Source organism: Myxococcus sp. CA040A, assembly GCF_013336725.1.
Classification (GTDB): Bacteria; Myxococcota; Myxococcia; order Myxococcales; family Myxococcaceae; genus Myxococcus; species Myxococcus llanfairpwllgwyngyllgogerychwyrndrobwllllantysiliogogogochensis.
Map to the genome: position 1 here is coordinate 158,011 of NZ_JABUMR010000012.1, position 23,821 is coordinate 181,831.

Genomic DNA, 23,821 nt, shown 5'->3' on the forward strand with positions numbered 1-23,821 from the left:
TGCATCGAACCTCCGCCCATCCTCACACCGAGAGCCGGGTCATGGACCCGGCCATCCGACGAAACTCACGCGTGCGCCGCATGTCCTGCTGCGCCGCGCTCAAAAGCTGCTGAGGCGTGCCCACCGTGTCCGGGAAGCTCACCGCCCCCAGCTCCAACGTGGTGCGCACCACTCGACCGTCCACCTGGAAACGCGCCGACTCGAAGCGCGCGGCCACCCGCGACAGCATTACCGGCACCGCCTCCGCCGGAGTCCCCGGCAACATCAGCGCGAACTGGCTCTCACCCACCCGGGCCACCGCGTCCGCTTCCCGCACCGTCTGTCCCAGCACCACCGCGCTGTACACCAAGAGACGCTCCGCCATGCCGCGCCCGTACTCCTTGCGCATCGCGCTCCAGCCCCCGACCTCCGCGGAGATCACGGAGAAGCTCCCGCCATACCGCTCGCACCGGCGCACCTCCAGGCCCAGGAGCGAGAGCAGGAACGGTTTGTTGTAAAGCCCCGTCACCGGGTCATGCAGCGCCAGCGCCGTGTCTTCTTCCTCACCTGACGCCGCCCGCAGGACGGCCGCCTTCAGCCGCAGCTGCGCGTGCAGCTTCACCGCCAGCTCCGACCCGCTGCCCGACCGCGGCACGACGTCCACGCACTGCCCCTTCTCCAGACAGTGCTGGTAGGCCCCCACGTCGTGCGGGTCCACCATGTAGAGCAACGGCACGGTGCCCCGGCTGATCTGCCGCAGCCTCCTCGCCACCTGCACGGCGCCATAGTCCGGCGCCTGCACCGCCAGCAGCACCGCGTCCGGGCGGATGACCTCGAACAGCGGCACCGCCGCGTCGAAGCGAGTCACTGGCACCACCCGGAAGCCGGCCTCCCCGAGGAGCATCCGGGTCCGCTCCAGGTCGTCCGCCCGCGGCTCGATGAGCAGCACGGTGGGCGGCTGCGCCGCCTTCCCCACCCGCTTGCGTCTCACGCCCACCACGTCCGCCTCCCCACCAGAATTTTCTCCACCACTCCCCCGGCACGTGCCCGGAATTACAGTCCCCAGCCCTTCCCTGCTCTCTTCATCCCCCCGGATTTCCAAGGGAAGGGCGCTCGGCTACCCATCCTGGGCATCGGTTTTAGCAATGGACATGCCACCTTGGACCTCACGCAACCGGGCCTCCAGCTCGGCCTCGGTGACGTGGTGTTTGAAGGCGGGCACGTCGTTGATGACGATCACGGGGATGTCGTAGCGCCAGCGCTCGAAGAGCGCCGGGTCCTCCAGGATGGAGATGAGCCTCAGCTCGAAGGGGATGCGAGCGCGGACGGCGTCCACGACGTCGGCTGCCTTGTCGCAGAGGGAGCATTTGGGTTTCGAGTAGATCTCGACTCTCATGGCGGGCAGGATGGACGGTCGATGCGAGGTCTGACTGGTGACTTACCGACGATGCCCCTCAAGGACCTCGTCGTCTACCTCGGGAACCGTCGAGCCACTGGCTCGCTGAAGGTGGAGCGAGGGGAGGTCCGCAAGCAATGGGTCCTCCGTGATGGCCAGGTGATTTGCGCCAGCTCCAATCAGCATCGGGAGTACTTCGGTCAATTCCTCATCACCATGGGGCATCTGACGGAGGCCCAGCTCGAGAAGGCGTTCAGCACCCAGGCCCAGACGCGCGTCTTCCTGGGCAAGGTGCTGGTGATGACCGGGGTGGTGCCGGAAGCGACGGCGCGCTCGACGCTGAGCCACAAGTTCCGGGAGATGATGTTGGATGCCTTCCACTGGCGGGAGGGCGAGTTCACCTTCGAGGCGTCGGACACGGCGCCGGAGATCGCCGGCCTCGACATCGAGGTGGACCTGATGGACATCCACCGCGAGGGCGAGTTCCGGGAGACGGCATGGGAGGCCATCCGCGCGGTGTTCCCCTCCGGCGCGGTGCGGCTGTCCGTGGATGAACGCAAGCTGCCCGAGCGCAAGCCCGGCAGCATGGACGAGCGCATCGTCCAGCTCATCCAGGACGGCCTGAGCATCGACGGGCTTGCCAGGGCGCTGCATGCCACGGACTTCTTCCTCTATCAGCGGCTGTACGCGCTCTACCGGCTGGACGCGGTGAAGGTCTCGGACGAGGCCCCCGTGCCCGTCACGTCCGCGGTGGTGGAGGTGGAGAAGCCGGAGGACACGGGCGTCATCGGCTCGGAGTCGTCATCGGACGAGGTGCTCCAGGCGGCGCAGCTCTTCCTCGACGCTGGCAACGTGCGCGACGGCGAGGCGCTGGCGCGACGGGCGCACGAGATGTCCCCGACGTCCCGCTCGGTGGCGTTGGTGAAGGCAGCGCAGGAGAAGCTGCTGGCGGAGCTGCGCCGGGAGCTGATGGACGCGACGAAGGTGCCGGCGCTCCAGGTGTCGCCCGCGCATCTGAAGACGCTCCAGCTCACCGCGCCCGAGCGCTACCTGCTCTCACGCGTCGACGGCCGCCGGGACATCGCCGCCATCGTCCACGTGTCTCCGTTGCAAGAACTCGAAGCGCTGAAGTTCTTCCACGGCTTCGTGGACATGGGGCTGGTGAAGCTCACCGCGCGCTGACCGCGCGTCGAGTCGTCCTCCCGTGCGGTGCCTTGCCCCGTCAATGAAGCGGGACGCACGGAAGTGCATCCACGGCGGCGGCGTCCCAACGCGGGTGAAGCGCACCGCGCGGCGAGTCGTCCACCCGCTCAGTGCTTGCCCGCGGCGGACGCGGGCGCGGTCAGCTCCACGGGGGCGGGCACGCGCTCCAGGCCGAGCCGCAGCGCCTCGCGTCCCAGCCACGTGCCACGGATGCGCCACTTCGGGTCATTGACGATGAGCGCGGCCACGGCGACGCGCGGGTTGTCGCGAGGCGCGAAGCCGACGAACCACGAGTAGTCCCGGAACGGATTGCGGTCCGCGAGCGTGCCCGTCTTTCCCACGGCGTTGTCCACGCGGAAGTTGCGCTCGCGGAAGATGCCGCGCGCGGTGCCGTGCGTGACCGTCTCCTCGAGCATGTCCGTCAGCGCGCGGGCCGCCTCGGGAGTCAGCACGCGTTCGCCCTCGGGAGGCAGCAGCGAGCCCTGCTCCGGCTCCACCAGCACGGGGTCCACCCAGCGTCCGTCATTCGCGGCCACCGAGGCCAGCAGCGCGCCATGCAGGGGCGAGAGGTAGACGTCGCCGAAGCCGGCGCCCGTGTTGGCCAGGGCGAAGCCGTCCTCTGGCACGGCGGCGAGCGACACGTCCGTGGGCACCACGAAGTCAATCTCGCGGTTGAAGCGGAAGCGCGCGGCCATGCGCCGCAGCACATCCGCGGTGAGGTGCTTCTGCGTCAGCTTGGCGAAGATGACGTTGGCGCTCTTGCCCATCGCGAGCGCCAGCGAGTAGCAGGCCCCGTCGCGCTCGCTGTCCTCCAGGTGCTTCTCGGTGAGCCTCCGCTTCCCGCCGTGGAAGCACTCCTCCATGGTGGGCGTGACGCCGGCCTCCAGCAGCGCGCTGCCGGTGACGATCTTGAAGATGCTCGCGGCGGGGAACACCGCGCGGTAGGGCAGCCCTCGCAGCTCCGGCTGCGCCTGCGAATGTTCCGCGAGCGCCAGCACCCGCCCCGTCGAGGGCTCCAGCACCACGGCGGCCCCATATGGCACCTCGTAGTCGCGGAGGATCTTCGTCAGCGACGCCTGGAGCACCGGGTCCACGGTGAGCGCGCGCGTGTGCCCGTCCTTCTCCTTCACCACCAGCCGCTCGCCCTGCAGCTTCGCGCGAGCCATCAGGTCCGCGGCGCGAGGCATCGTCTGGAGCTTCGCCATGGGAGGCGCCGTCAGTCGCGAGGGCACCGGCGTGGGCGGCAGCAGCCCCGGCACCGTCACCAGCGTGGTCAACCCCGCATCGGCCCCACCCTGCACCGCGGCGGCCGCCACCGCCTCGGCCTCGGCGCTCGTTCCGCCGTCCTCTCCGCCAGCGGGAGACGGGGACGCGATGGTGCCCCCTCCTCCGGCATGCGCGCCCGGGTCGCTTCCCGAATCCCCCGCGCCCGAGATGGCCACACCGGCGCCGGACCCGCTCGCCGTCCCAGAAGGACCCGCCGTGGGTGTCGAGGCAGCGGCCTGACTCGCGCCATTCGCCCCCGTTCCAGAGTCACTGGCGGCCGGGGCCTCGACGGAGGCGCCCCCCTGGACGGGTTCTTGGGCCCCCAGGAGCAGAGCGAGGGGAAGCAGCGCGGCGGCGGACAGGAGGCGGCGGCGAATCGTCATGTGCGGCGCGAGGGGGGCGGCTGAGAGGGGGGCAGGAGCAGCACGCGAATCCTAGCGGCTGGAGGCTCGCTGTCCACGGACGCTTCCCTGCCCGCCTGATTGCCGCTCCTGTCAGAAACTTGGCGGTGGAGTGTGCAAGTCCGATAGGGTCACCCACACTTTGGACGGACTGAAAGAAACCCTGGTCATCTGGGGCGCCGAGCTTCAACGGGCCGTGCGCAGTGGTCGCGCGGTGGTGTTGCTCGGGCTCTACAGCATGTTCTCCGCGCTGGTGCTGCTGGTGATTGGCAAGCTGACCAGTGACCTGCGCACCGCGATGAACGAGCGGCTGGCGGGCGCCGGTGCCGACGCGGAGTCGGCCACGAGGCTGATGGAGGAGACGCGCAAGGGCGTGCTGGGCTTCCTCACCAGCAACGACACCTCGATGATGGAGGCGCTCGCGCAGGTCCCCATCGAGGTGCTGCTCGTCTTCAAGGTCACCCTCTTCTTCCTGCCAGCCTACGTGGCGCTGATGGGGTTCGATCAGATCAGCGGCGAGGTGGCCCCCCGCTCCATGCGCTACCTGACGGTGCGCGCGCGGCGCTCGTCGGTGCTGCTGGGCAAGTTCCTGACGCAGGCGGCGCTGCTGGTGGGGCTGGTGCTCGTCATCGACCTGGCCATCTTCATCTACGCGCGCATCGCCAACCCCGACTTCGGCTCCGCGGCGTTGATCATCAACCTGCTCAAGTTCTGGTTCGCCGCCATCGTCTTCTCGCTGGCGTACGTGGCCCTCACCACGCTGTGCTCCAGCCTCTTCCGCACGCCCGGGGTGAGCCTGGTCTTCAACTTCATCCTCCTGTTCGTCTTCTGGCTGATGGACACGGTGGGCCGGGCCTCGGGAGAGACGGGCGCGCTGCGCTTCCTGCGCTACCTGTCGCCCTCCAACTACGCGGGGGACCTGTTGCACCCGAAGTTCACCGAGTTCGGCATCAGCGGCGCGGCCTACGCGGGCTTCGCGACCCTCTTTCTTCTGGGCGCCTACGGGGCCCTGCGCGCGAGGGACCTGTGAGCGACCTGGCCATCGAACTGTTCGGCATCACCAAGCGCTTCGGCCCGAAGGTCGCCGTCAACGGCGTCAGCTTCTCGGTGCCCCGGGGCGCGGTGTATGGCCTCATCGGCCCCAACGGCGCCGGCAAGACCACGACCTTCTCCATGATGTGTGGGTATCTCTATCCCTCCGAGGGCACCCTCAAGATCATGGACGTGGACCCCTCCACGCCCGGGGCCCTCAAGGGCCGCGTCGGGGCACTGCCGCAGGACGCGGTGCTGCCCTCGGGCTGGGAAGTGGGCGCGCTCCTGACGTACTGGGCGAAGCTGTCGGGGCTCGCGACTCCGGAGAACGAGGCCCGTGAAGCGCTGGAGCAGGTGGGGCTGATGGACGCGTGGAAGGTCCAGACGCAGGCGCTCAGCCACGGCATGGCCAAGCGCACGGCCATGGCGCAGGCGCTGATGGGGCGCCCGCCGCTGGTGCTGCTGGACGAGCCCACCGCCGGCCTGGACCCGCGCATCGCCGCGCAGGTGCGTCAGGTCATCAAAGACATGAAGGGCAGACAGACGGTGGTGGTCTCCAGCCACAACCTCCAGGAGCTGGAGGAGCTGTGCGACGCGGCCGCCATCCTCGACAAAGGCAGTCTCGCGCAGGCGGGCACCATGTCCGAGCTCACCGGACAGGGCGCGGAGTTCCGCGTGCAGATCGCCAGCGGCATGGTCATCCCCCCGGAGCTGACCACCCTGCCCGACGTCACCGACGCACGCATGGACGGTGAGGGAATCCTCGTCGTGCGCTTCGGCGGACAGGCGAAGCCCGAGGAAGTCATCAGCCGCGTGGTGGCCCACCTGCTCCAGAGCGGCGTGCTCATCCTCGGCGTCAGCCGCGGCCGGCGCCTCGAGGACCGCGTCCTCCAGCTGCTCTAGAGAGGGAGTGCGCTCGGGCGTCAGCCCGCCTTGCGCACCCAGCCCACGTAGCTCGTCCCTCTGCGCTCCAGACGGACGAGCTCGTGGCCCGTCGCTTCACACCAGGCGGGCAGATCCGCCTCCAGCCCCCGGTCCGTGGAGATGAGCTCCACCAGGGCGCCGGCGGGCAGGCGCCTCATCACCTTGGCGATCTCCAGGATGGGCACGGGGCAATATGCCCCAGAGGTGTCCACGCGCGCTGCGATGTCCATTCAAGGACTCTCTCGCACCGCGCAGATCCGAGCATGCGGAATTTTTCCGAGAACCGCCCAGTTTCCGGGCCCCTGAGGGGCCTGCTCGTCGAGCGGAGCGCGTCTCCACTCGGCTTGCGTGTCTGGAAATCCCTCTGTTAAGTACCCCGGCCCTCTCAATCTTTCTCGCACATCCACGCTCGGGGCCGGAGTCGGACCTATGGCGAAGGAGCAGAACCCACCCATGAAGCCCAATATCATCGTGGCCCTGCTGGTCGGCCTGGTGCTTGGTTTCGTTGGCGGCCGTGTGTACAGCGGCCCGTCCTCGAAGACCGATACCACCAAGCCCGCTGCGCAAGCTGGTCAGGCCAACCCCGCGCGTCGTCCGGTGGACCCCACCGTGTTCAAGGTTCCCATCGAAGGTTCCCCCACCCGGGGTAACGCCGATGCCCTTGTCACGATTGTGGAGTTCTCGGATTACGAGTGCCCCTTCTGCAGCCGCGCCAATGTGACGGTGGAGAAGCTTGAGGAGGACTACGGCAAGAAGCTGCGCGTGGTGATGCGTCAGAACCCGCTGTCCTTCCACCCCCGCGCCAAGCCGGCGGCCCTGGCCGCCCTCGCGGCCGGTGAGCAAGGCAAGTACTGGGAGATGCACGGCAAGCTCTTCGCCAACCAGAAGAAGCTCGATGACGCGTCCCTGCAGCAGTTCGCGCAGGAGATTGGTCTGGATCTGGACAAGTGGAAGGCCGACCTGACCAGCCCCAAGCTGGCCGAGGCCATCCAGCGGGACCAGGCCCTGGCGAGCCAGCTCGGCGCGAGCGGCACCCCGGCCTTCTTCATCAACGGCCGCTTCCTCTCCGGCGCGCAGCCCATCGACAACTTCAAGGCCCTCATCGACGAGGAGCTGGGCAAGGCCGAGGCCCTGGTGAAGGGTGGCGTTCCCGCCAGCCAGGTGTACGCGAAGATCATCGAGAAGGGCGCCGAGCGCGCCGCGCCGAAGGCGGCCCCGCAGCAGCAGGCGCCCGCGGTGCGGAAGATCGACGTGCCGGCCGACGCGGCCGCCTTCGGTCCCGCCACCGCCAAGGTGACCATCGTCGAGTGGTCCGACTTCGAGTGCCCCTTCTGCAGCCGCGCGGGCCCCACGCTCGCGCAGATCAAGAAGGACTACCCGAAGGACGTGCGCGTGGTGTTCCGTCACCAGCCGCTGCCCTTCCACGCCAACGCGAAGCTGGCCGCCGAGGCCTCCGAGGCCGCCAACGAGCAGGGTCGCTTCTGGGAGTTCCACGACAAGCTCTTCGCCAACCAGAAGGCGTTGGATCGCGCCTCCCTGGAGAAGTACGCGCAGGAGCTGGGCCTGAACGTCGCCAAGTTCAAGGCCGCGCTGGACAGCGGCAAGTACAAGGCGAAGGTCGAGGCCGACAGCGCCGCCGGCACCGCCGTGGGCGCCAGTGGGACGCCGACGTTCTTCGTCAACGGCCGTGAGCTCGTGGGCGCGCAGCCCTTCGACGCCTTCAAGCGCCTCATCGACGAGGAGATCGCCAAGGCCGACAAGCTGCTGGCCTCCGGCACCAAGGCCGAGGAGCTGTACGCGAAGCTGAACGCGCAGAACGTCGCCGAGGCTCCGGCCGCGCCTCCCGCGGGCGCCCCCGCCGAGCCGCCCGTGCAGAAGGTGGACGTGGGCAACGCCCCGGTGAAGGGCCCGAAGAACGCGCCCGTCACCATCGTCGCCTTCTCCGACTTCGAGTGCCCCTTCTGCAGCCGCGTCGTCCCGACGCTCAAGCAGATCGAGGAGCAGTACCAGGGCAAGGTGAAGGTGGCCTTCAAGAACCAGCCGCTGCCCATGCACGGCAACGCCAAGGCCGCCGCGGCCGCCGCGCTGGCCGCGCACGAGCAGGGCAAGTTCTGGGAGATGCACGACAAGCTCTTCGCCAACCAGCGCGCGCTGGACCGCGCGTCCCTGGACAAGTACGCGCAGGAGCTGGGCCTGAACGTCGCCAAGTTCAAGGCGGCCCTGGACGAGAACAAGTTCGCGGCGCAGATCGACGCGGACGCCGCCGAGGGCTCCCGCCTGGGCGCCACCGGCACCCCCACGTTCTTCATCAACGGCCGGACGCTCGTGGGCGCCCAGCCGCTGGACGGCTTCAAGCGCATCATCGATGAGGAGCTGAAGAAGGCCGGCGCCGTCGCGGCGGACGGGAAGTAATCCGCTCCACCGGGCTGCTTCTCGAGCCCTGAAGCACCAGAGGCCGTCGGACCGACAAGGTCCGGCGGCCTCTTGCTTTGGACGACAGAGGAAGGACGCTCAGGAGACGGCGATGGCGTCGATCTCCACCTTGGAGCCGCGGGGCAGCGCGGCCACCTGCACGGTGGCGCGGGCCGGCGGCGCGCCGGTGAAGTAGCGGCCGTACACCTCGTTCACCTTGGCGAAGTCACCCAGGTCCGTGAGGAAGATGGTGCAGCGCACGACGTGGCTGAAGTCCAGCCCGCCCGCCGCCAGCACCGCCTGGAGGTTGAGCATCACCCGCTCCGCCTGGGCGACGACGTCCCCCTGCACCATCTCCATGGTGACGGGGTCCAGGGGAATCTGTCCGGAGAGGAAGGTCAGCTTCCCGGCGTCCACCTGCACCGCCTGCGAGTACGGGCCAATGGCCTTGGGAGCCTGGTCCGAGTGAAGAGTCTTCCGAGCCATGGAGCGCACCTCGAGGGTTCGGGCGGCCCTGAGAGACAGGCCGCCGGATTTCTCGGGCGCTCTAGCACGAAAGGCGGCGGATTAGATTCGCTCCACGGAGTAGACGCCGCTCAGTCGCTCGATGGTGCGCATCAGGTCCGTGAGTTGCTTCAGGTCCGAGATGATGACCTCGAAGGTGTTCACCGCCCGGTCATCGCCCGTGGCCCGACAGTTGGCCTGGGAGATGTTGACGCCCTTCTTCGAGAAGATGTTGGAGATGTCGGCCAGGAGACCCGTCCGGTCCGCCGTCAGTACGCGCAGGGTGACGGGGCGCTTGAAGTCACCCCGCACGTCCCAGCTCACGTCCACGCGCCGCTCGGGGTCCGTCGCCAGCGCCTTCTCGCAACCCACCGTGTGCACCGTGACTCCCCGTCCCCGGGTGATGAAGCCGGCGATGGGGTCGCCGGGGACGGGGTTGCAACACCGTCCGAAGCGCACGAGCACATCGTCCACGCCGCCAATCTGCACGCCGCTGCGGTTGCTGCGGCCCACCAGGCGCTTGGCCAGGTCCGTCACGCGGGACAGCCCGGGGAGCATGGAAGAGGCCCCCGCGTGCGAGCCGTTGCCGGAGCCATCGCCTCGGGGCGTGGCCTCCGCTTCGTTGCGCTTCTCCTCGGGGACCAGGCGCTGCACCAGTTGCTGCGGCGTCACCTTGCCGTAGCCGATGGCCACCAGCAGGTCGTCTTCGATCCGGAAGCCCAGCTCCTCGGCGACCTTCTTCACCTCGCCGGACTTGAGCAGCTTGTTGAAGTTGAGCTGGAAGCGCTTGAACTCGCGGTCCGTCAGCTCGCGGCCCAGTTGCAGGCTCTTCTCGCGCTGCTGCTGCTTGATGAAGCCGCGGATGCGCTGCTGCGCGCGGCTCGTCTTGACGAAGGTGAGCCAGTCCTTGGACGGGTGCTGCTGCGGGCTGGTGAGCACCTCCACCGTGTCGCCGTTCTTCAGCTTGTAGCGCAGGGGAACAATCTTGCCGTTCACCTTCGCGCCCACGCACCGATTGCCCACATCCGAGTGGATGGCGTACGCGAAGTCCACCGGCGTCGCGCCGCGCGGCAGCGAGCGCACGTCGCCCTTGGGCGTGAAGACGAAGACCTCGTCGGTGAAGAGGTCCACCTTCACCGTCTCGAGGAACTCCTTCGGGTCCTTCAGGTCCTGCTGCCACTCCATGAGCTGGCGCAGCCAGGCGAACTTCTCGTCATCCTTGGAGATGACGGCCTTGCCCTCTTTGTACTTCCAGTGCGCGGCGATGCCTTCCTCGGCGATCTTGTGCATCTCCGCGGTGCGAATCTGCACCTCCACGCGCTCGCTCAACGGGCCAATCACGGTGGTGTGCAGCGACTGGTACATGTTGGGCTTCGGAATCGCGATGAAGTCCTTGAAGCGACCTGGCACCGGCTTCCACATCTCGTGCACCAGGCCCAGTGCCTCGTAGCAGGCGGGCGCGGCGGGGGAGATGATGCGGAAGGCGATGATGTCGTGGATCTGATCGAAGTCGATGCCCTGCGACTTGATCTTCTTGTAGATGCTGTAGACGTGCTTGAAGCGGCCGGAGACCTCGCCCTTCAGTCCGCGCTCCGCGAGCTTGGAGCGGATGAGGTCGCAGGTGTCCTCGATGTACTTCTCCCGCTCCTTCTTGCGCTTGTTGAGCTTCTCCTGGAGGCCGAAGAACTCCTGTGGCTTCACGTAGCGGAAGCTCAGGTCCTCCAGCTCCGTCTTGATCCAGGAGATGCCGAGCCGGTTCGCCAGGGGCGCGTAGATGTCCAGCGTCTCCTGGGCGATGCGCGCCTGCTTCTCCTCGTTCATGTGGTCCAGCGTCCGCATGTTGTGCGTGCGGTCCGCCAGCTTCACGAGGATGACGCGGATGTCCTGCGCCATCGCGATGATCATCTTCCGGAAGTTCTCCGCCTGCTTCTCCTCCTGGGAGAGCGTGGCGGACGCGGAGAACTTGGACAGCTTGGTGACGCCGTCCACCAGCTGGGCCACCTCAGCGCCGAACAGCTCCGTGAGCTCCTCCGCGGTGGCGAGCGTGTCCTCGATGGTGTCGTGGAGCAGACCGGTGACGATGGACGCCTCGTCCAGCTTGAGGTCCGCGAGGATGCCGGCCACCTCGAGCGGGTGGACGAGATAGGGCTCGCCTGACTTCCTCAGTTGGCCCTGATGCACCTTGGCCGAGTAGACGTAGGCCTTCTTGATGATGTCCAGGTCGGGGTCCGGGTGGTACGAGGAAACCCGTTGGAGGATGTCGTTCAGGCGGATCATCGAAGCAGGGGGAATCGTAACTTCGTGCCGGAGGGGGGGCAACGTTGCCCCACGGAACCTGTCACATTTCTCTTCCGGGCTTGTCCCACCCATCGCGTTCGCTTTCGTTGACCCGACGTTTTACGCGCCCGTAGATTCTGGTTCGCCCATGTCACAGCTCTTGTTGTCGGCTCTCTCCGTGGTCTGCCCGAACTGTGACGGGTTCAATCCGCCGCGCTCGGCCTCTTGCGTGCTCTGCGGCCAGGCTCTCGGGGATGCCCCGGCCGCTCGGCCTGCCGCCGCGAAGCCCGCGGCGACGGCGCGCCCACCCGCCGCGACGCCCCAGGGGGGCCGGCCCGCGGCCGTGGCCTCCTTCCCTGGCCCCCGGCCGGCGGAGCCCGCCAGCCCCCCCGTCACGCCGCCTCCGCCCAGCGCCATCCCTCCGGGAATGCGCCCCTCGGCCCGGACGCCGCCTCCGACGGCCGCTGCCGGGTTGATGGTGGAGCGGCCCGCCGCCACCCGCCCCCCCGCTCCGACCGCGCCTCCGGCGACCCCTCCCTCCCTGTCCCCTCGAGGCACCGCGCCCGCAGGGCCCGCCAACACGCGTCCGCCGCCCCCGGTGCCCGACTCCGCCCTCCCTGGCCGGACAGGTGCCACGGCGCCCCCCGTCGCGGCTCCCCGCCCCGCCCCCGCGGCCTCGCGCTTCGGACTGGCGGTCATCGCGGGTTCGACGCGGGGTCAGCGCTACAAGCTGCCCGTCACGGGCTGTGTGGTGGGCCGCCAGCGAGGCGCCATCCTCTTCCCGGATGACGGCTTCGTGTCGCCGCTGCACGCCACCTTCCTGGTGAAGGACGGCGCGCTCTTCGTGCGGGACGAGTCCAGCGCCTCCGGCGTGTTCGTCACGGTGGCGGGCACGGAGGCCATCACCGCGCGCACCCACTTCAGCGCGGGGCAGCGGTTGTTCCGCTTCACGGGCCGACTGGAGACACCGGCGCCGGTGGCCGGTCGCCCCATCGTCTACGGCGCCCCCGTGCCGCTCGGGCAGGCCGTGTACGGCGTGGAGGAGGTTATCTTCGGTGGCAGGGGAGGCCGCGCGGTGGTGACAGCCGCCCCGCTGCTCACGCTGGGACAGGCGCACTGCGACCTGAGCTTCCCGGGGGACGAGGGCCTCGCGGGTCGCCACTGCGAGCTGTCCCCCACGCCGACCGGAGCGCTGCTGCGGGACTTGTCCGGCGGCCTGGGCACCTACGTGCGCATCCCCGCGGGCGAGGAGCGCCCCCTGCGTCCAGGAGACCGGGTCCGGCTGGGGCAGCACGTGCTCCAGGTCGAAACGCTCGGTTAGCGCGAGCGGCCCGGGGCACCTCGCCCCATGCGCTCGCTGAGACGACGCGCAGCCATTGCGAGCACCTCTGGTGTCCGCGCGTCACGTCTTCGTTGAGACGGCGCACGGCCATTGCGAGCACCTCGGGGCACCGCGCCTCATGTGCTCGCTGAGACGGCGCACGGCCATGGCGAGCACCTCTGGGTACGCGCGTCACGTGTTCGTTGAGACGACGCGCGGCCATTGCGAGCACCTCCGGGGTACCGCGCCTCATGTGCTCGCTGAGACGACGCGCGGCCATTGCGAGCACCTCCGGGAGCACCGCGATTCATGTGCTCGTCGAGAGAACGCACTGCCCTTGCGAGCACTGATGGTGTCCACGCGTCACGTGTTCGTTGAGACGACGCACGGCCATTGCGAGCACCTCCGGGAGCACCGCGCATCATGTGATCGCTGAGACAGCGAGCTGTCGTTACGAGCGTCTCGGGGCACCCGCGCGTCACGTGTTCGTTGAGACGATGCTCGGCCATTGCGCGCTTCGTGGGCACCGCGCGTCACGTGTTCGTTGAGACGATGCTCGGCCATTGCGCGCTTCGTGGGCACCGCGCGTCACGTGTTCGTTGAGACGATGCTCGGCCATTGCGCGCTTCGTGGGGCACCGCGCGTCACGTGTTCGTTGAGACGATGCTCGGCCATTACGCGCTTCGTGGGCACCGCGCGTCACGTGTTCGTTGAGACGATGCTCGGCTATTGCGAGCGTCGTGGGGCACCGCGCCTCGTGTGTTCGCTGAGACGGCGAGCGGTCGCTGTGAGCATCTCGGGGCGCGGGCGCGTCACCTGTTCGCTGAGACGACGCGCGGCCATTGCGAGCACCTCTTCTGGGTCCGCGCATCACCTGCTCGCTGAGACGACGCGCGGCCATTGCGAGCACCCGTTTGGGGGCCACGCGTCGCGTGTTCGCCGAGACGACACGCTGCCTGTCCTCCCGCGCGAGTGGTCCCGGGGTACCGAGCACCGCGTACTCGAGGGAGAGACACCCAGCCTGTCCTCCCGCGCGAGTGGTCCCGGGGTACCGAGCACCGCGTACTCGAGGGAGAGACACCCAGCCTGTCCTCCCGCGCGAGTGGCCCCGGGGTACCGAGCACCGCGTACTCGAGGGAGAGACACCCAGCCAGAGCAAGCGTCTCGGGGGAGTCGAGTGGCGCCTCGCTACGGACTCGACGGGCGGGCCACGGTGCCCCCCAGGCGCTGCTCAATGAGGGGCCTGGCCTTCGAGTTCGACACCTCGCGCAGATGCCGCGACCACCAGCCCCTGGCCTCGTCGAGCTGATCCTGCTGCCAGTACAACTCGCCCAGCTTGAGGGCCAGCTCCGGGTCCGGGTTGCTCTGGAAGGCGTCCTTGTACTTCGACTTGGCGAGCCCCAGGTCGCCGCGCTCCAGCGCCTGATCTCCCGCCTGCGCATGGCGGCTGGATTCCTCCAGGTTGCGATTCGCCGCGGGGATCTGCTGCTCGTAGAGCGGCTGCTCGGAGTCCCCCGCCGTGCTCCCGACGTTCCCGGGAACGGGCGCGTTACGCGGCAGCGAGAAGGGGGAGACAACGCCCGGCTTCCCCCCGCCGTTCAAGTAATAGAAGTAGTACGCGAAGAAGAGGCCCGCGCCGACCACCAGCAGCACGGTGAGCGACTTGAAGAAGAAGCCCAGCCCTCCGCCACCCACCCCGGGCTGGGTGGGAATGATGGAGTCCGTCTTCTCCCGCGTCGCGGGCATCGCGTCGGCATTGGAGGGCAGCGGCGAGAGCACGTCTGGAAGCGCGCGGACGGTGGCTTCAACCGTCACCTCGCTGCCCCACCCCGGAGCCGTGGCGTCACGACTGTCGTCGTTGCGTCCCGTCGACTTGCGCGGCAGCGGCGCGAGCACCGCCGAGGGCTGGGGCCGCCGAGGAGGCGCCTCCGAGCGACGACGCTCCTTCTCCACCGCCATCAACTCAGCGCGGAAGGCCTCCGCGTTGGCGGGCCGGTCATCCGGGCTCTTGGAGAGCGTGCGCAGGATGAGCCGCTCCATCGCAGGGGAGATGCGCGCGTCGGGCCGGCGCCGCGTCGGGGGCGGCGGCTCCTCGGTGAGGTGCTTGGTGGCGAAGCCCACCGCCGAGTCCGACTCGAACGGCAGCAGGCCCGTCATGAGCTGGTAGAGGATGACACCCACCGCGTACAGGTCCGAGCGGTGGTCCAACGTCGCGCCGCGCGCCTGCTCCGGCGACATGTACTCGGGCGTGCCGCAGACGAAGCCCGCGCGCGTGAGCGCCGGTCCGTCGTCGGTGGAGTCGGTGATCTTCGCGATGCCGAAGTCGAGCACCTTGACGAAGTCCGGCTCGTTGCGCCGCTGCTCCACCATGATGTTCTCGGGCTTGAGGTCCCGGTGGATGACGCCCGCGCCGTGCGCGTCCGACAGCGCGCCGAGCACCTGGCTCACGATGCGCACCACGCGCCCCTCGCCCAGGGGCCACTCGCGGCTGAGAATCTGGTGCAGGTCCTGCCCCGCCACGTACTCCATGGCGATGAAGAGCGCCCCGTCCTCGGCCTGGCCGAAGTCCAGCACGCTGATGGAGTTGCGGTGGTTCAGTCGGCTGGCGGCCTTGGCCTCGCGCTGGAAGCGCGCCACGGTGCGCTCGTCCGACAGCAACGTGTGCCGGAGCACCTTGAGCACCACGACCTTGTCGAGCGAAATCTGCCGGGCTCGGAACACCCGCCCCATGCCGCCCTCGCCAATGAGGGCCTCGACCCGATATTTCTGGGCAATGGTCAGGCCGACGTAGTCGTCAGCATCCGGCGTGCGCACGAGGGTCGCACCGCAGGCCGGGCAGAAACGGGAGGATTCTTGGGCGTCAGCGCCGCAGGAGGGGCAGTGCAAGTCAACTTCCCCGAAGGGTGGGTCACGGAGTTCACCACGTCGCTCGGGTACTGAGCAAGCCGCTCGCAAGACGAGCAACCTCGCGTCACCCCTGGTAGAAACGCGGAGCCCTCATGGAAGCGATGGAATACTGCCCCCGCTGTGATACCGAAAACCCCCGGGACGCCACCGTCTGCCGAGCGTGCGGCTCGCCGCTGCGCTCCGGAACGATGGTCATGGCCGTGGCCAGCCTGTCCTCCCGCCCCCAGGTCTCCATCCGCGTGGTGCGGGCCGACGGCGGCCCCGAGTCCGTCGTCCGCATGCAGCGAGACACCCTCACCTGCGGCCAGCAGGGGGAACTCTCGCTCCCGGACGACCCCTTCATCATGCCCGTCCAGATGCGCTTCTTCTTCTCCGGCTCGCGCCTGGCGGTAGAGGACGTGGGCGGCGCCAACGGCGTCTTCGTGCGGCTGCGCCAGGAGCGCGAGCTGTCACCCGGCGGTGAAGTGCGCCTGGGACGTCAGCGGCTGGTGCTGGAGCCCATCCCCACCGCGACGCAGGGGCCTGGAGGAACGCAGATCTGGGGCTCGCCGGATCCCGGCTACCGCCTGCGGCTCATCCAGTTGCTGGAGGGGGGACTCCGGGGCGCGGCGTATCCGCTTCGCGAGGGCGACAACCTGCTGGGACGCGAGCAGGGTGACCTCACCTTCCCCACCGACGGCTTCGTCTCCGGGCGTCACGCGGTGCTGCAGGTCCGCCAGGACCGGCTGACCGTGCGTGACGTCGGCTCGTCGAACGGCACCTTCATGCGGCTGGCCGGCCCCACCTTCGTGGACAACGGCGACCACTACCTCATCGGCCGACAGCTGCTCCGGGTGGAGATCCAAGCGCCCCTCGCCTGAGGCGGCGCCGTTCTTCCCCGGACTCACCCGGGCCGCACGGGGGATTCCCGCGCGGCCCTGGGCTCCCACGGCACTCAGCCGTAGGACTTCTCTTTCTTCTCCTGCTCCTCCTTGCAGCGGATGCAGAGCGTCGTCACCGGACGTGCCTCCAACCGCTTGGGGGAGATGTCCTCTTCACAACGCTCGCAGACGCCGAACGTGCCGTCTTCGATCCGGGTCAGCGCCCGATCAATCTTCTGCAGCAAGAACTTCTCTCGGTCCCGCAGTCGGAACACCATTGACTGCGCGTACTCGGAAGAGGCCAGGTCAATCTCATCGGGGAGGTCGTCCGTGTCGAAATTCGACTCCTCCACCAGGGTCTTCTTGGCGCTCTCGAGCAGGCTCGTCTTGCTGTCCTCGAGCATCTTCTTGTAACGCTTGAGATCTTTCTGGTTCACAGCCTTCGCTCCAGTGCGCGAGGGTTTTTGGGCCCTGTCCCCCAAAAAACGGGCCCGAAAGCTTTATTCAGAGAGCCGTCGGTGTCAAGCTGACCCAGTCACGACTGCGGGTGAACGGGAGGGCGGTTGAGCGAGAACACGAAGTTTGATCGGGAGTTCCTGCGCTCGGCCCTCTCGCTGGCCGCCAAGAGCGATGTGGATCATTTTCTCTACATCTGTGACACGCCCATCCCTCCCGAGGAACTCCGGGGCCGGCCTGCTCGCAAGAAGCTCGTGTATGCGGTGACGCTGGACAAGCTGGCACAGGAGCACCTGCTTCGGAAGGTCCGTGCGCTCGTCATCCCCGCCTACGACTATTCGCGCACCGAACGGGTGAAGGTGGCCCTCGTCTCCGCGCTCTCGCAGGGAGCGTTCAAGGAAGGCGACCTGGTGCTCTGCATGACGGGGCGTGTGGGTCGTGCTCCCGATACGCTGATGCAGATGCGGATTGGTGGGTCGCTGGATGATCGGCTCGCGATTGAAGGCGTGAAATTGGGCGAGGAGTTTAACTCCCAGGTGGTGGACGCGCTCATCCAGTTGGCGCTCCAGATTGGTCAGGAGGGCTTCGAGGGTCATCCCATCGGCACCATCATCACCATCGGCGACCACACGACGGTGCTGGAGAAGAGCCGGCAGATGACCATCAACCCGTTCCAGGGCCTCTCCGAGGCCGAACGGAACGTGTTGGACCCGAAGATTCGCGAGGCCATCAAGAACTTCTCCGTGCTGGACGGAGCCTTCGTCATCCGCGAGGACGGCGTGGTGCTGGCCGCCGGACGCTACCTGTCCGCGCAGGACGAGATGGTGAAGATTCCGCTCGGCCTGGGCGCCCGGCACGCGGCCGCCGCGGGAATCACCTCTTCCACGGCCTGCATCGCGCTGGTGGTGAGCCAGACGTCCGGCGCGGTGCGCCTCTTCAAGGGCGGCAACATCGTCCTGGAGCTGCACCAGACGGCGCGCCGCACCTGAGACGGCTGGCTCAGTCCGCCTTTTCCCGGCGCTCCTCCCGGTAGACTTCCGCCAGTGCGTGCGCGCGCTCCACCTCGTCACGCGCCGCATCCACCACCAACGCTTGCTCGAAGCGGGCCACACGCTCCTTCAGCGCGTCGGTGACGATGCCGCCCAGGGTGAGGCGCGCGGAGGCGCTCTCCCGCTCGCGGCGCAGCTCCTCCACCCGGTCCCCCAGCTCCGCGGCGGCCTCCAGCAGCAGCTTTCCATCCGAGTCCGCGCGCTCCAGCGACTCCCGCGTGGTGGCCAGCAGGGCCTCGGCCTGGGTGGAATCCCTCGCGAGCACCCCCACGGCCTTCGAGTCCCCTCGCGACGCGGCGGTGGCATGGCGCGAGGCCAGGTCCTCCAGGCGGCGGGAGTAGCGCTCCACGGCGCGAGCAAGGTCCCCCTTCAGGGCGAGCAGCGTGGCCGCGGACTTGCGCAGCTCGGCGGCCTGCCGGTCCAGGTTCTCGAGCAGCTCGTCGAAGGCGACGAGCGGGTCCGCCGGGCCGGCGGGCTCCTTCTTCCGTTTCCAGAGGCCGAAGAACATGGCGTGGGCCGGAGACTACCCGAAGGGCCGGCACAACAGCCGCACCCGCGCGAGCGCATCCATCACCGACGGTCCACCCACGGACAGGGCCGCGAGGTACCGCGCCGGGGTCAGCCCATACACCGCCAACAGGTGCTGGAGGAGCACTACGCTCTCCGTGGCGCGCTTGTCCGCCGGAGCCAGCGAGGCGGCTTCCACCAGCGCGCCGAGGATGTCCACCACGCGGCCCACGACGTCGGAGCCGGGCACCTGCCCGCCCTCGGGGCGCGGCGGTGACTCGGGGAAGAGGGCCTCGAACGAGGCCTCCACGGCGACGGTGGCCGAGGTGCTCCGCCCACCGGCGACGCGCTCCAGGGCCTCCAGGTGAGGCGCGAGCTGCTCCAGCGAATCCGGCGTGGCGGGCACGTCCCGAGGCAGCAGCGTGCGCCAGGGCGTGTCGAACTCGGTACGGGCCCACTGAATCTCCTCGTCGGAGAGGTGGTGGTAGAAGGCGCGGATGCCGGAGGCGCGCTGCTCGCGAACCAGTGAGCGGAGGTCCGGGTTCTCCTCGCCCAGGGAGATGAAGCTCAGGGCGATGTCGAGCGAACCCATGGGCGCGCGGGTGCGGCGGATGAGCTCCAGGTCCACGCGGTCCTCGCCATCGGTGACGAGGACGACAGTGGCCCGGGCGAGGTAGGGGTCCCTGCCCTGCGCGGCGCGGATGGAGTCGAAGGCCGACATCAGCGCGAGCGAGATGTCGGTCTGCCCCTCGGCGGGCGAGTCTCGGAAGAGTCGCTCTATCTGCCGGGTGGCCTCGGCGGCGGTGTCCACGCGGGCCAGCTCGGTGGGCACGTCGTTGAAGAAGCTGAAGTAGAGCGGGTCGAACGTCTCCCCACGGCGCGCCTTGACGCGCAGGTTGTTCAGCTCCGCGATGATGAGGGCGTCACGGAAGCGGGCCCGGGCGCCATGCATGGAGCCGGAGGCGTCACAGACATAGACGCGCACGGCGGTGCGCTTCACCTTCTTCGACTGGGGAGGTGGCGCTTCCTCCAGGTATGCACGCACGAGCTGCCGGTTGGCCGCGAGGTCCCTCAGCAACATCCTCGGGTCTGTCAGGACGAAGTTGTTCACCTCGTGCAGGCCGCCAGTCACCTCGAAGGTCATCGTCTGGGTGGGATAGGGAACGCGCCGGGGCACGGGCCTCGCCACCTGGGTCTCCGCCAGGACGATTTCCTCGGAGAGCGCGTCCTCCACGTCGAAGTAACGGGCACACCCCGCCGCCAGCTCGAAGGTGGCGAGCTGCTCGGGCCGCAGCGAGAAGGCCAGGTCCGCCAGCAGCTCGTCCGGACGTGGAGTGGCCACCTCGGGCTTCTCCTCCGGGGGAGACTCGCCGAACCAGTGGGCCAGCGCGTCCCGCTCGGCGCGCTCCACGAGGGCAGTCAACTGGGAGCGTGAGGGCAACAGGGGCTCCAGGGCCGCGCGAGCCGCCGCCGCCAGCTCCAGATCCCCCGCCTCCACTGCCCGCTCGTAGAGGCCGCGCAGCGAACGGTAGGCTGCCTGGGGGTCATGCCGGGCCGCGTGCCGCACGTGCCGCAGGAGTTCCTCCAGGGAGCGCACGGCCGGCACCGCGCGAGTGCGCTCCCGGGCCTCGGCCACCTCGCGGCGCAGGGGTAGGCCGCGCTCCCGGTCGTGGTCCGCTCCCAGGCGCAGCAACATCTCGTGGGCCAGGTCCAGGTCCCTGCGCTTCTGCACGACGTCGACGACGTTCTCCCGGGCGCGCAGCGCGAAGTACTCGGCCACGGCCATCCGGGAGCTGCTGGGCGCGCGCTGCCTGCGCGGGGAGGCTGGACGCTCGAAGGCGATGAAGCCCTCGTCGTCGTCGACGTCCTCGGTGGGCGGACGGGCGAAGAGGTCGGCCACCTTCACGGCCCTCGCGAGCTGGACAAAGGCCCTATCGAGTACCGTGAGGGTTCCCGGCGGCATCACTCCCGCCCGCCAGGCGCGCTCCACGCGATCCACACACGCCTCGAGTTCTTGAAGTGCCTGCCCGGCCCGGGCCTGGAGCCCCTGGGACAATGCCCCCGCGAGCCCTCGACGGGCCCCCAGCTCACGCAGCAACTGCGCGTCCGCCGAGGTGTGGATGCCCACCTTGTCGAGTTCCCGGTCCAGCACCGCGAGCACGGGAAGTGCGAGGTCGCCGGGCCCCGTCACCTTGCGCCCGAACGTCCACCGGCGCATGCCCCCTACCGGGGGCGCGGGCTGACGGAACAGGTCCAGGCGCCGTCGCAGGTCCGTGAGCCGCCGGGAGAGCATGCTCAGCCGTCCCTCCGCGCCCTATGCGACTCGGGCGTGCTCATGCGGCGGACCGCCGCTCCAGCACCTGACGGCTGTACCGCCCGAAGTCCTCGTCGATGCCCCGTAGCTGCGCCTCCAGGCGCTGCGCGCTCTCGCCCACTTCGCCTGGAATGGCCGCGAGCAGCGACAGCACCCCCTTGAGGCGCACCAGCTCCCCTTCCTTCAACGCCAGCAGGGGGAAGCGGCTGCGAACCAGTCGGTCCACCGTGCGCTCCACCTCGGGCCGCTCCGTCAGGGCCTCCGGCGAGGGCAGCGAGGTGAGCAGTTGGGTCAGCCAGCTGCGCAGGTACTTGACGCGCGTCTGGATGAACGTGAGCTCCGCCTGGGCCACCGCCGCGCGGGCGTTCTCCGAGAAGAAGGCCGACGCTGAACCCCCTCGGGTGAACGCGAGCTGTCCGTCCAGGCCCAACAACGCCGCCAGCTCGCCGTCCGGGGCCTTGGCGGAGAAATCGCCCCGGTAGAAGACGTACGCGTCGCCGTTGAGGACGGAGGCGGCCGGCGGAGGCGGGCTCGGCACCTCGCGCGTGAGGAGTCGAGCGTGCTCGCGCAGCCGACCGTCGAGGATGCTCTGGCACTCCCCCATCACCACGTCGACGGGCAGTCCCTCGCGCCGCAGGTTCTCCGCCACGGCCTGCACCGCGCGCCCGTATTGTTCGATGCGCTCGAACGGCGTGGAGGCCAGCACCTCGCGCGCATAGGCGAGGCCCAGGGGCAGCAGCAGCTCCTCCTTGAAGCTTCGCTGCGTCGGGTCCAGCGCGACCAGCGACTGCTCCAGCTGCGACAGTCGGCGCGAGTCCGCGGCCAGCGTCTCCAGCGGCTCCTTGCGTCCGCGCGCGGATGCGCCCTGGAAGGCAACGGTCGCCCGGCGCCGCAACGCCCCCACCACCCGCTTTCGCGCGGCGGCCTCCGACTGGCGCAGCCGCTCCACCGCCACCGGAGCACCTTCCGCCAGGATGCCCACCAGGTCCGCCGACCTGGACAGCTCCTCTTCCAGGTTGTCCGCCAGCCCCACCAGCCCCTCCAGCTTGAGGCCCTCCTCGAAGTCCGCGCTCTCCGCGGTCAGGGCAATCATCTCCAGGGCCCCCTCGAGGAATCGGGCCGTGGACTCACTCAGGGGGGACAGGCCGACCTTGAGTTCAGGGATGACGCGGCACAGCTCCAGCACGTCCTGGAATGAGGACAGCAGGGCCAGCCCTCCCCGTCCCTCTCCCTGCCCCGCCATGCCGCGCGCGAGCCGCTGGTCCATCGCCGCCACCAGCGCCCGGGCGGACACCAGCAACGGAGCGCGGTTCTGCGCATGACGCGGACCGGGGACCAGCTTCGTCAAAAGGCCCCGCGCGGAGGTGGACGCCATGGAAGGCTGCCAGTTGCGTGAGAGGGCCTCCACTGCCGAGGCCTCCTCCGCAGAGCCCAGCACCTGGGCCTCGCGTTCCAGGCCCCCGCCCAGCTCCTGCCGCACCTTCGCGATGACCTCGTCGAAGGTGCGCTGCTCCAACCGGACGATTTCGAGCTGCGCCCGCTCACGGGGGTCCACCACCGACTTGAGCAGCGCCTCCGTCTCCGTCGAGGGGGGACCGCCCAACAGGAAGAACCAGCGCAGCGAGTCCAGGTCCTCCACGGACGCCTCCAGCGGTCGCTCCGGCCGCCGGTAGATCTGGTCTCTCACCACCGCCGCCTTGAGCGCCCACAGCGCCTTCACCGCCGAGCGCTGGGAGAAGTACTTCGTGGGCACGTAGTCGGGCAGCTTGGACACCTGGGCCGTCAGGGCCCGCTCCAGGGCATCCGCCAGCAACTCCACGCCCTCCAGCACGTCACTGGGCACCTTCACCCGCGAAACGGCGTCCTGCAGCAGGTCCATCTGCTGCAACGAAAGAGGAGCCCGCAGGTCCGCGCGCGCGCCCTGCGCGAAGCGCTGCAGCATGGCGGCTCGGCTCTCCTTCCGGGCGAAGGACTTGGGCACGAAGCTGATGAAGCTCAGCCGGTCAGCGAAGGCGAGCAACAGCTCCGGCGAGCGCGCCAGCACCTCGGAGAGATACCGGTTGCTCGTCATGATGACGCACTCGGTGCGTCCCGCCGTCACCCGCCGACCGTGCTTGAGTTCCCGTTCGAAGAGCACGTTGAGGATGGAGCGCAACAGCATGTCCCGGCCGTCGAAGATTTCATCCAGGAACGCGTGCTGCGAGCCCAGCATGCCCTCGTCGGTGAGGTACTCCGTGCGCCCCGTCTCCGTCAGCACCTTGAAGTCCACCGGACCCAGCAGGTCCGTCTGCACGGTCGACTCGGCGAGCTGCTTGGAGAACAGCGAGGGCAGGCCGGTGTGCTCGTCGAAGATGCGCCCCAGCACCGCGCTGGCGATGGCGCTCTTGGCCGTCCCGGGTGGCCCTACGACGAGCACATGCTCCCGGCTCAGCAGCGCCAGCTCGAGCTGCGTGAAGAGCGTTTCTCGCTCCAGGTAGACGTCCCGCAGCTCGCTGAAGAAGTGGCGAAAGGCGCGAGCGGCCTGGAGGTACGGCGGCGGATGAGCTTGCACGAACAATCCAGGGGCAGCGGGGTTGGCCCCATGCTACCCGCCGGCCTCTGTCTATTTGAAGTGGACCTCGCAACCGCCGTCCGAACAGGTCCGCCCGGCAATCTTGAACCGGTAGCGGGCGAAGGCCCGGTAGAAGACGTCGACAAGCTGGCGGAGGCCAGGGACGTAGTAGACGTACAGCAGGCGGCCCAGGGGGTGCCTGCCCAGCGCCCGGACGATGGCCTCCGCGCCTTCCAGCACCCGCCCATCCGCCTGGACGAGCTGCATGGCGTTCTCGCACCGCTCCGCGCTGATGCCCGGGAAGCCCACCAGCACGCCCTCGTCCCGGAACGAGCGCAGCTGCGTCCCCCGCCCTCCCAGCAGCTTCTGGAACTCGCGGGCCGCGCCGCTGCAGATGCGGCAATGCCCGTCGTAGAGGATCACATCATGTCCCGGCGGCGTCGTCCTCAGCACCATCCGCGT

At 69.0% G+C, this 23,821-nt stretch carries 19 protein-coding genes; 7 read left to right on the forward strand and 12 right to left on the reverse strand.

Features of this window, described 5'->3' with window-relative positions:
• Positions 1 to 22 precede the first annotated feature (22 nt).
• Positions 23 to 976: a GGDEF domain-containing protein gene (locus HUA75_RS40165; protein WP_246137420.1), complete on the reverse strand. Its 954-nt coding sequence runs from the start codon at positions 974 to 976 to the stop codon at positions 23 to 25.
• 120 nt (positions 977 to 1,096) lie between these two features.
• Positions 1,097 to 1,375 (reverse strand): glutaredoxin family protein, encoded by a 279-nt coding sequence (locus HUA75_RS40170; RefSeq protein WP_141645295.1) that lies wholly within the window; start codon positions 1,373 to 1,375, stop codon positions 1,097 to 1,099.
• 21 nt (positions 1,376 to 1,396) lie between these two features.
• Here HUA75_RS40170 and HUA75_RS40175 point away from each other — a divergent pair, with 21 nt between their 5' ends.
• A complete protein-coding gene (locus HUA75_RS40175; protein WP_174489443.1) occupies positions 1,397 to 2,557 on the forward strand; it encodes a DUF4388 domain-containing protein in 1,161 nt (386 codons plus the stop codon).
• Between the two features lie 128 nt (positions 2,558 to 2,685).
• Here the strand turns inward: HUA75_RS40175 and HUA75_RS40180 are convergent, their stop codons facing one another.
• Positions 2,686 to 4,227: a penicillin-binding transpeptidase domain-containing protein gene (locus HUA75_RS40180; RefSeq protein ID WP_174458623.1), complete on the reverse strand. Its 1,542-nt coding sequence runs from the start codon at positions 4,225 to 4,227 to the stop codon at positions 2,686 to 2,688.
• Positions 4,228 to 4,387: 160 nt separating this feature from the next.
• Between HUA75_RS40180 and HUA75_RS40185 the strand changes: the two genes are divergently transcribed.
• Both HUA75_RS40185 and HUA75_RS40190 read left to right on the forward strand, forming a co-directional pair.
• Positions 4,388 to 5,275, forward strand: coding sequence for an ABC transporter permease (locus HUA75_RS40185; RefSeq protein ID WP_217446500.1), 888 nt, complete (start codon positions 4,388 to 4,390; stop codon positions 5,273 to 5,275).
• Positions 5,272 to 6,180, forward strand: a complete 909-nt coding sequence (locus HUA75_RS40190; protein WP_141645291.1) for an ABC transporter ATP-binding protein — start codon at positions 5,272 to 5,274, stop codon at positions 6,178 to 6,180. Before HUA75_RS40185 ends, HUA75_RS40190 begins: the two co-directional genes overlap by 4 nt.
• A gap of 20 nt (positions 6,181 to 6,200) precedes the next feature.
• Here the strand turns inward: HUA75_RS40190 and HUA75_RS40195 are convergent, their stop codons facing one another.
• Positions 6,201 to 6,431: a sulfurtransferase TusA family protein gene (locus HUA75_RS40195; RefSeq protein ID WP_141645290.1), complete on the reverse strand. Its 231-nt coding sequence runs from the start codon at positions 6,429 to 6,431 to the stop codon at positions 6,201 to 6,203.
• A 223-nt stretch (positions 6,432 to 6,654) separates the two neighbouring features.
• On the opposite strand from HUA75_RS40195, the gene HUA75_RS40200 reads away from it, so the two are divergent.
• Positions 6,655 to 8,613 carry a thioredoxin domain-containing protein gene (locus HUA75_RS40200; protein WP_174489444.1) on the forward strand — a complete coding sequence of 653 codons (1,959 nt, stop codon included), beginning with the start codon at positions 6,655 to 6,657 and terminating at the stop codon, positions 8,611 to 8,613.
• 99 nt (positions 8,614 to 8,712) lie between these two features.
• Here the strand turns inward: HUA75_RS40200 and HUA75_RS40205 are convergent, their stop codons facing one another.
• Positions 8,713 to 9,099, reverse strand: a complete 387-nt coding sequence (locus HUA75_RS40205; protein ID WP_141645288.1) for a RidA family protein — start codon at positions 9,097 to 9,099, stop codon at positions 8,713 to 8,715.
• 81 nt (positions 9,100 to 9,180) lie between these two features.
• On the reverse strand, positions 9,181 to 11,394 hold the full coding sequence (locus tag HUA75_RS40210; protein WP_141645287.1) for a bifunctional (p)ppGpp synthetase/guanosine-3',5'-bis(diphosphate) 3'-pyrophosphohydrolase: 2,214 nt from the start codon (positions 11,392 to 11,394) through the stop codon (positions 9,181 to 9,183).
• Positions 11,395 to 11,542: 148 nt separating this feature from the next.
• Between HUA75_RS40210 and HUA75_RS40215 the strand changes: the two genes are divergently transcribed.
• A complete protein-coding gene (locus HUA75_RS40215; protein WP_174458616.1) occupies positions 11,543 to 12,715 on the forward strand; it encodes an FHA domain-containing protein in 1,173 nt (390 codons plus the stop codon).
• A gap of 1,188 nt (positions 12,716 to 13,903) precedes the next feature.
• Here the strand turns inward: HUA75_RS40215 and HUA75_RS40220 are convergent.
• The gene (locus HUA75_RS40220) at positions 13,904 to 15,601 is read right to left on the reverse strand and encodes a serine/threonine-protein kinase (protein ID WP_141648373.1); all 1,698 of its coding nucleotides are present in this window, start codon (positions 15,599 to 15,601) and stop codon (positions 13,904 to 13,906) included.
• A gap of 113 nt (positions 15,602 to 15,714) precedes the next feature.
• Here HUA75_RS40220 and HUA75_RS40225 point away from each other — a divergent pair, with 113 nt between their 5' ends.
• On the forward strand, positions 15,715 to 16,482 hold the full coding sequence (locus HUA75_RS40225; RefSeq protein WP_174458615.1) for an FHA domain-containing protein: 768 nt from the start codon (positions 15,715 to 15,717) through the stop codon (positions 16,480 to 16,482).
• Positions 16,483 to 16,556: 74 nt separating this feature from the next.
• Here HUA75_RS40225 and HUA75_RS40230 read toward each other — a convergent pair whose 3' ends face one another.
• A complete protein-coding gene (locus tag HUA75_RS40230; RefSeq protein WP_141648374.1) occupies positions 16,557 to 16,919 on the reverse strand; it encodes a TraR/DksA C4-type zinc finger protein in 363 nt (120 codons plus the stop codon).
• A 126-nt stretch (positions 16,920 to 17,045) separates the two neighbouring features.
• On the opposite strand from HUA75_RS40230, the gene HUA75_RS40235 reads away from it, so the two are divergent.
• Positions 17,046 to 17,927, forward strand: a complete 882-nt coding sequence (locus HUA75_RS40235) for a diadenylate cyclase (protein ID WP_141648375.1) — start codon at positions 17,046 to 17,048, stop codon at positions 17,925 to 17,927.
• Positions 17,928 to 17,937: 10 nt separating this feature from the next.
• Here HUA75_RS40235 and HUA75_RS40240 read toward each other — a convergent pair whose 3' ends face one another.
• The 4 genes from HUA75_RS40240 to HUA75_RS40255 are packed head-to-tail and all read right to left on the reverse strand — an operon-like array spanning position 17,938 to position 23,815.
• A complete protein-coding gene (locus tag HUA75_RS40240; RefSeq protein ID WP_174489445.1) occupies positions 17,938 to 18,495 on the reverse strand; it encodes a hypothetical protein in 558 nt (185 codons plus the stop codon).
• A gap of 15 nt (positions 18,496 to 18,510) precedes the next feature.
• On the reverse strand, positions 18,511 to 20,787 hold the full coding sequence (locus tag HUA75_RS40245; RefSeq protein ID WP_174489446.1) for a vWA domain-containing protein: 2,277 nt from the start codon (positions 20,785 to 20,787) through the stop codon (positions 18,511 to 18,513).
• Between the two features lie 40 nt (positions 20,788 to 20,827).
• Complete coding sequence (locus HUA75_RS40250) at positions 20,828 to 23,359, reverse strand: MoxR family ATPase (RefSeq protein WP_174489447.1); 2,532 nt, start codon at positions 23,357 to 23,359, stop codon at positions 20,828 to 20,830.
• Positions 23,360 to 23,410: 51 nt separating this feature from the next.
• On the reverse strand, positions 23,411 to 23,815 hold the full coding sequence (locus tag HUA75_RS40255) for a thiol-disulfide oxidoreductase DCC family protein (protein WP_141648379.1): 405 nt from the start codon (positions 23,813 to 23,815) through the stop codon (positions 23,411 to 23,413).
• Between the last annotated feature and the right edge of the window lie 6 nt (positions 23,816 to 23,821).

What these genes read in the sequence shown, in the direction of transcription:
- HUA75_RS40225 (WP_174458615.1), top strand. Translation starts at nt 15,715, where the DNA reads ATGGAAGCGATGGAATACTGCCCCCGCTGTGATACCGAAAACCCCCGG.
- HUA75_RS40170 (WP_141645295.1), bottom strand. Translation starts at nt 1,375, where the DNA reads ATGAGAGTCGAGATCTACTCGAAACCCAAATGCTCCCTCTGCGACAAG.
- HUA75_RS40210 (WP_141645287.1), bottom strand. Translation starts at nt 11,394, where the DNA reads ATGATCCGCCTGAACGACATCCTCCAACGGGTTTCCTCGTACCACCCG.
- HUA75_RS40200 (WP_174489444.1), top strand. Translation starts at nt 6,655, where the DNA reads ATGAAGCCCAATATCATCGTGGCCCTGCTGGTCGGCCTGGTGCTTGGT.
- HUA75_RS40195 (WP_141645290.1), bottom strand. Translation starts at nt 6,431, where the DNA reads ATGGACATCGCAGCGCGCGTGGACACCTCTGGGGCATATTGCCCCGTG.
- HUA75_RS40205 (WP_141645288.1), bottom strand. Translation starts at nt 9,099, where the DNA reads ATGGCTCGGAAGACTCTTCACTCGGACCAGGCTCCCAAGGCCATTGGC.
- HUA75_RS40240 (WP_174489445.1), bottom strand. Translation starts at nt 18,495, where the DNA reads ATGTTCTTCGGCCTCTGGAAACGGAAGAAGGAGCCCGCCGGCCCGGCG.
- HUA75_RS40215 (WP_174458616.1), top strand. Translation starts at nt 11,543, where the DNA reads ATGTCACAGCTCTTGTTGTCGGCTCTCTCCGTGGTCTGCCCGAACTGT.
- HUA75_RS40255 (WP_141648379.1), bottom strand. Translation starts at nt 23,815, where the DNA reads ATGGTGCTGAGGACGACGCCGCCGGGACATGATGTGATCCTCTACGAC.
- HUA75_RS40180 (WP_174458623.1), bottom strand. Translation starts at nt 4,227, where the DNA reads ATGACGATTCGCCGCCGCCTCCTGTCCGCCGCCGCGCTGCTTCCCCTC.
- HUA75_RS40245 (WP_174489446.1), bottom strand. Translation starts at nt 20,787, where the DNA reads ATGCTCTCCCGGCGGCTCACGGACCTGCGACGGCGCCTGGACCTGTTC.
- HUA75_RS40175 (WP_174489443.1), top strand. Translation starts at nt 1,397, where the DNA reads ATGCGAGGTCTGACTGGTGACTTACCGACGATGCCCCTCAAGGACCTC.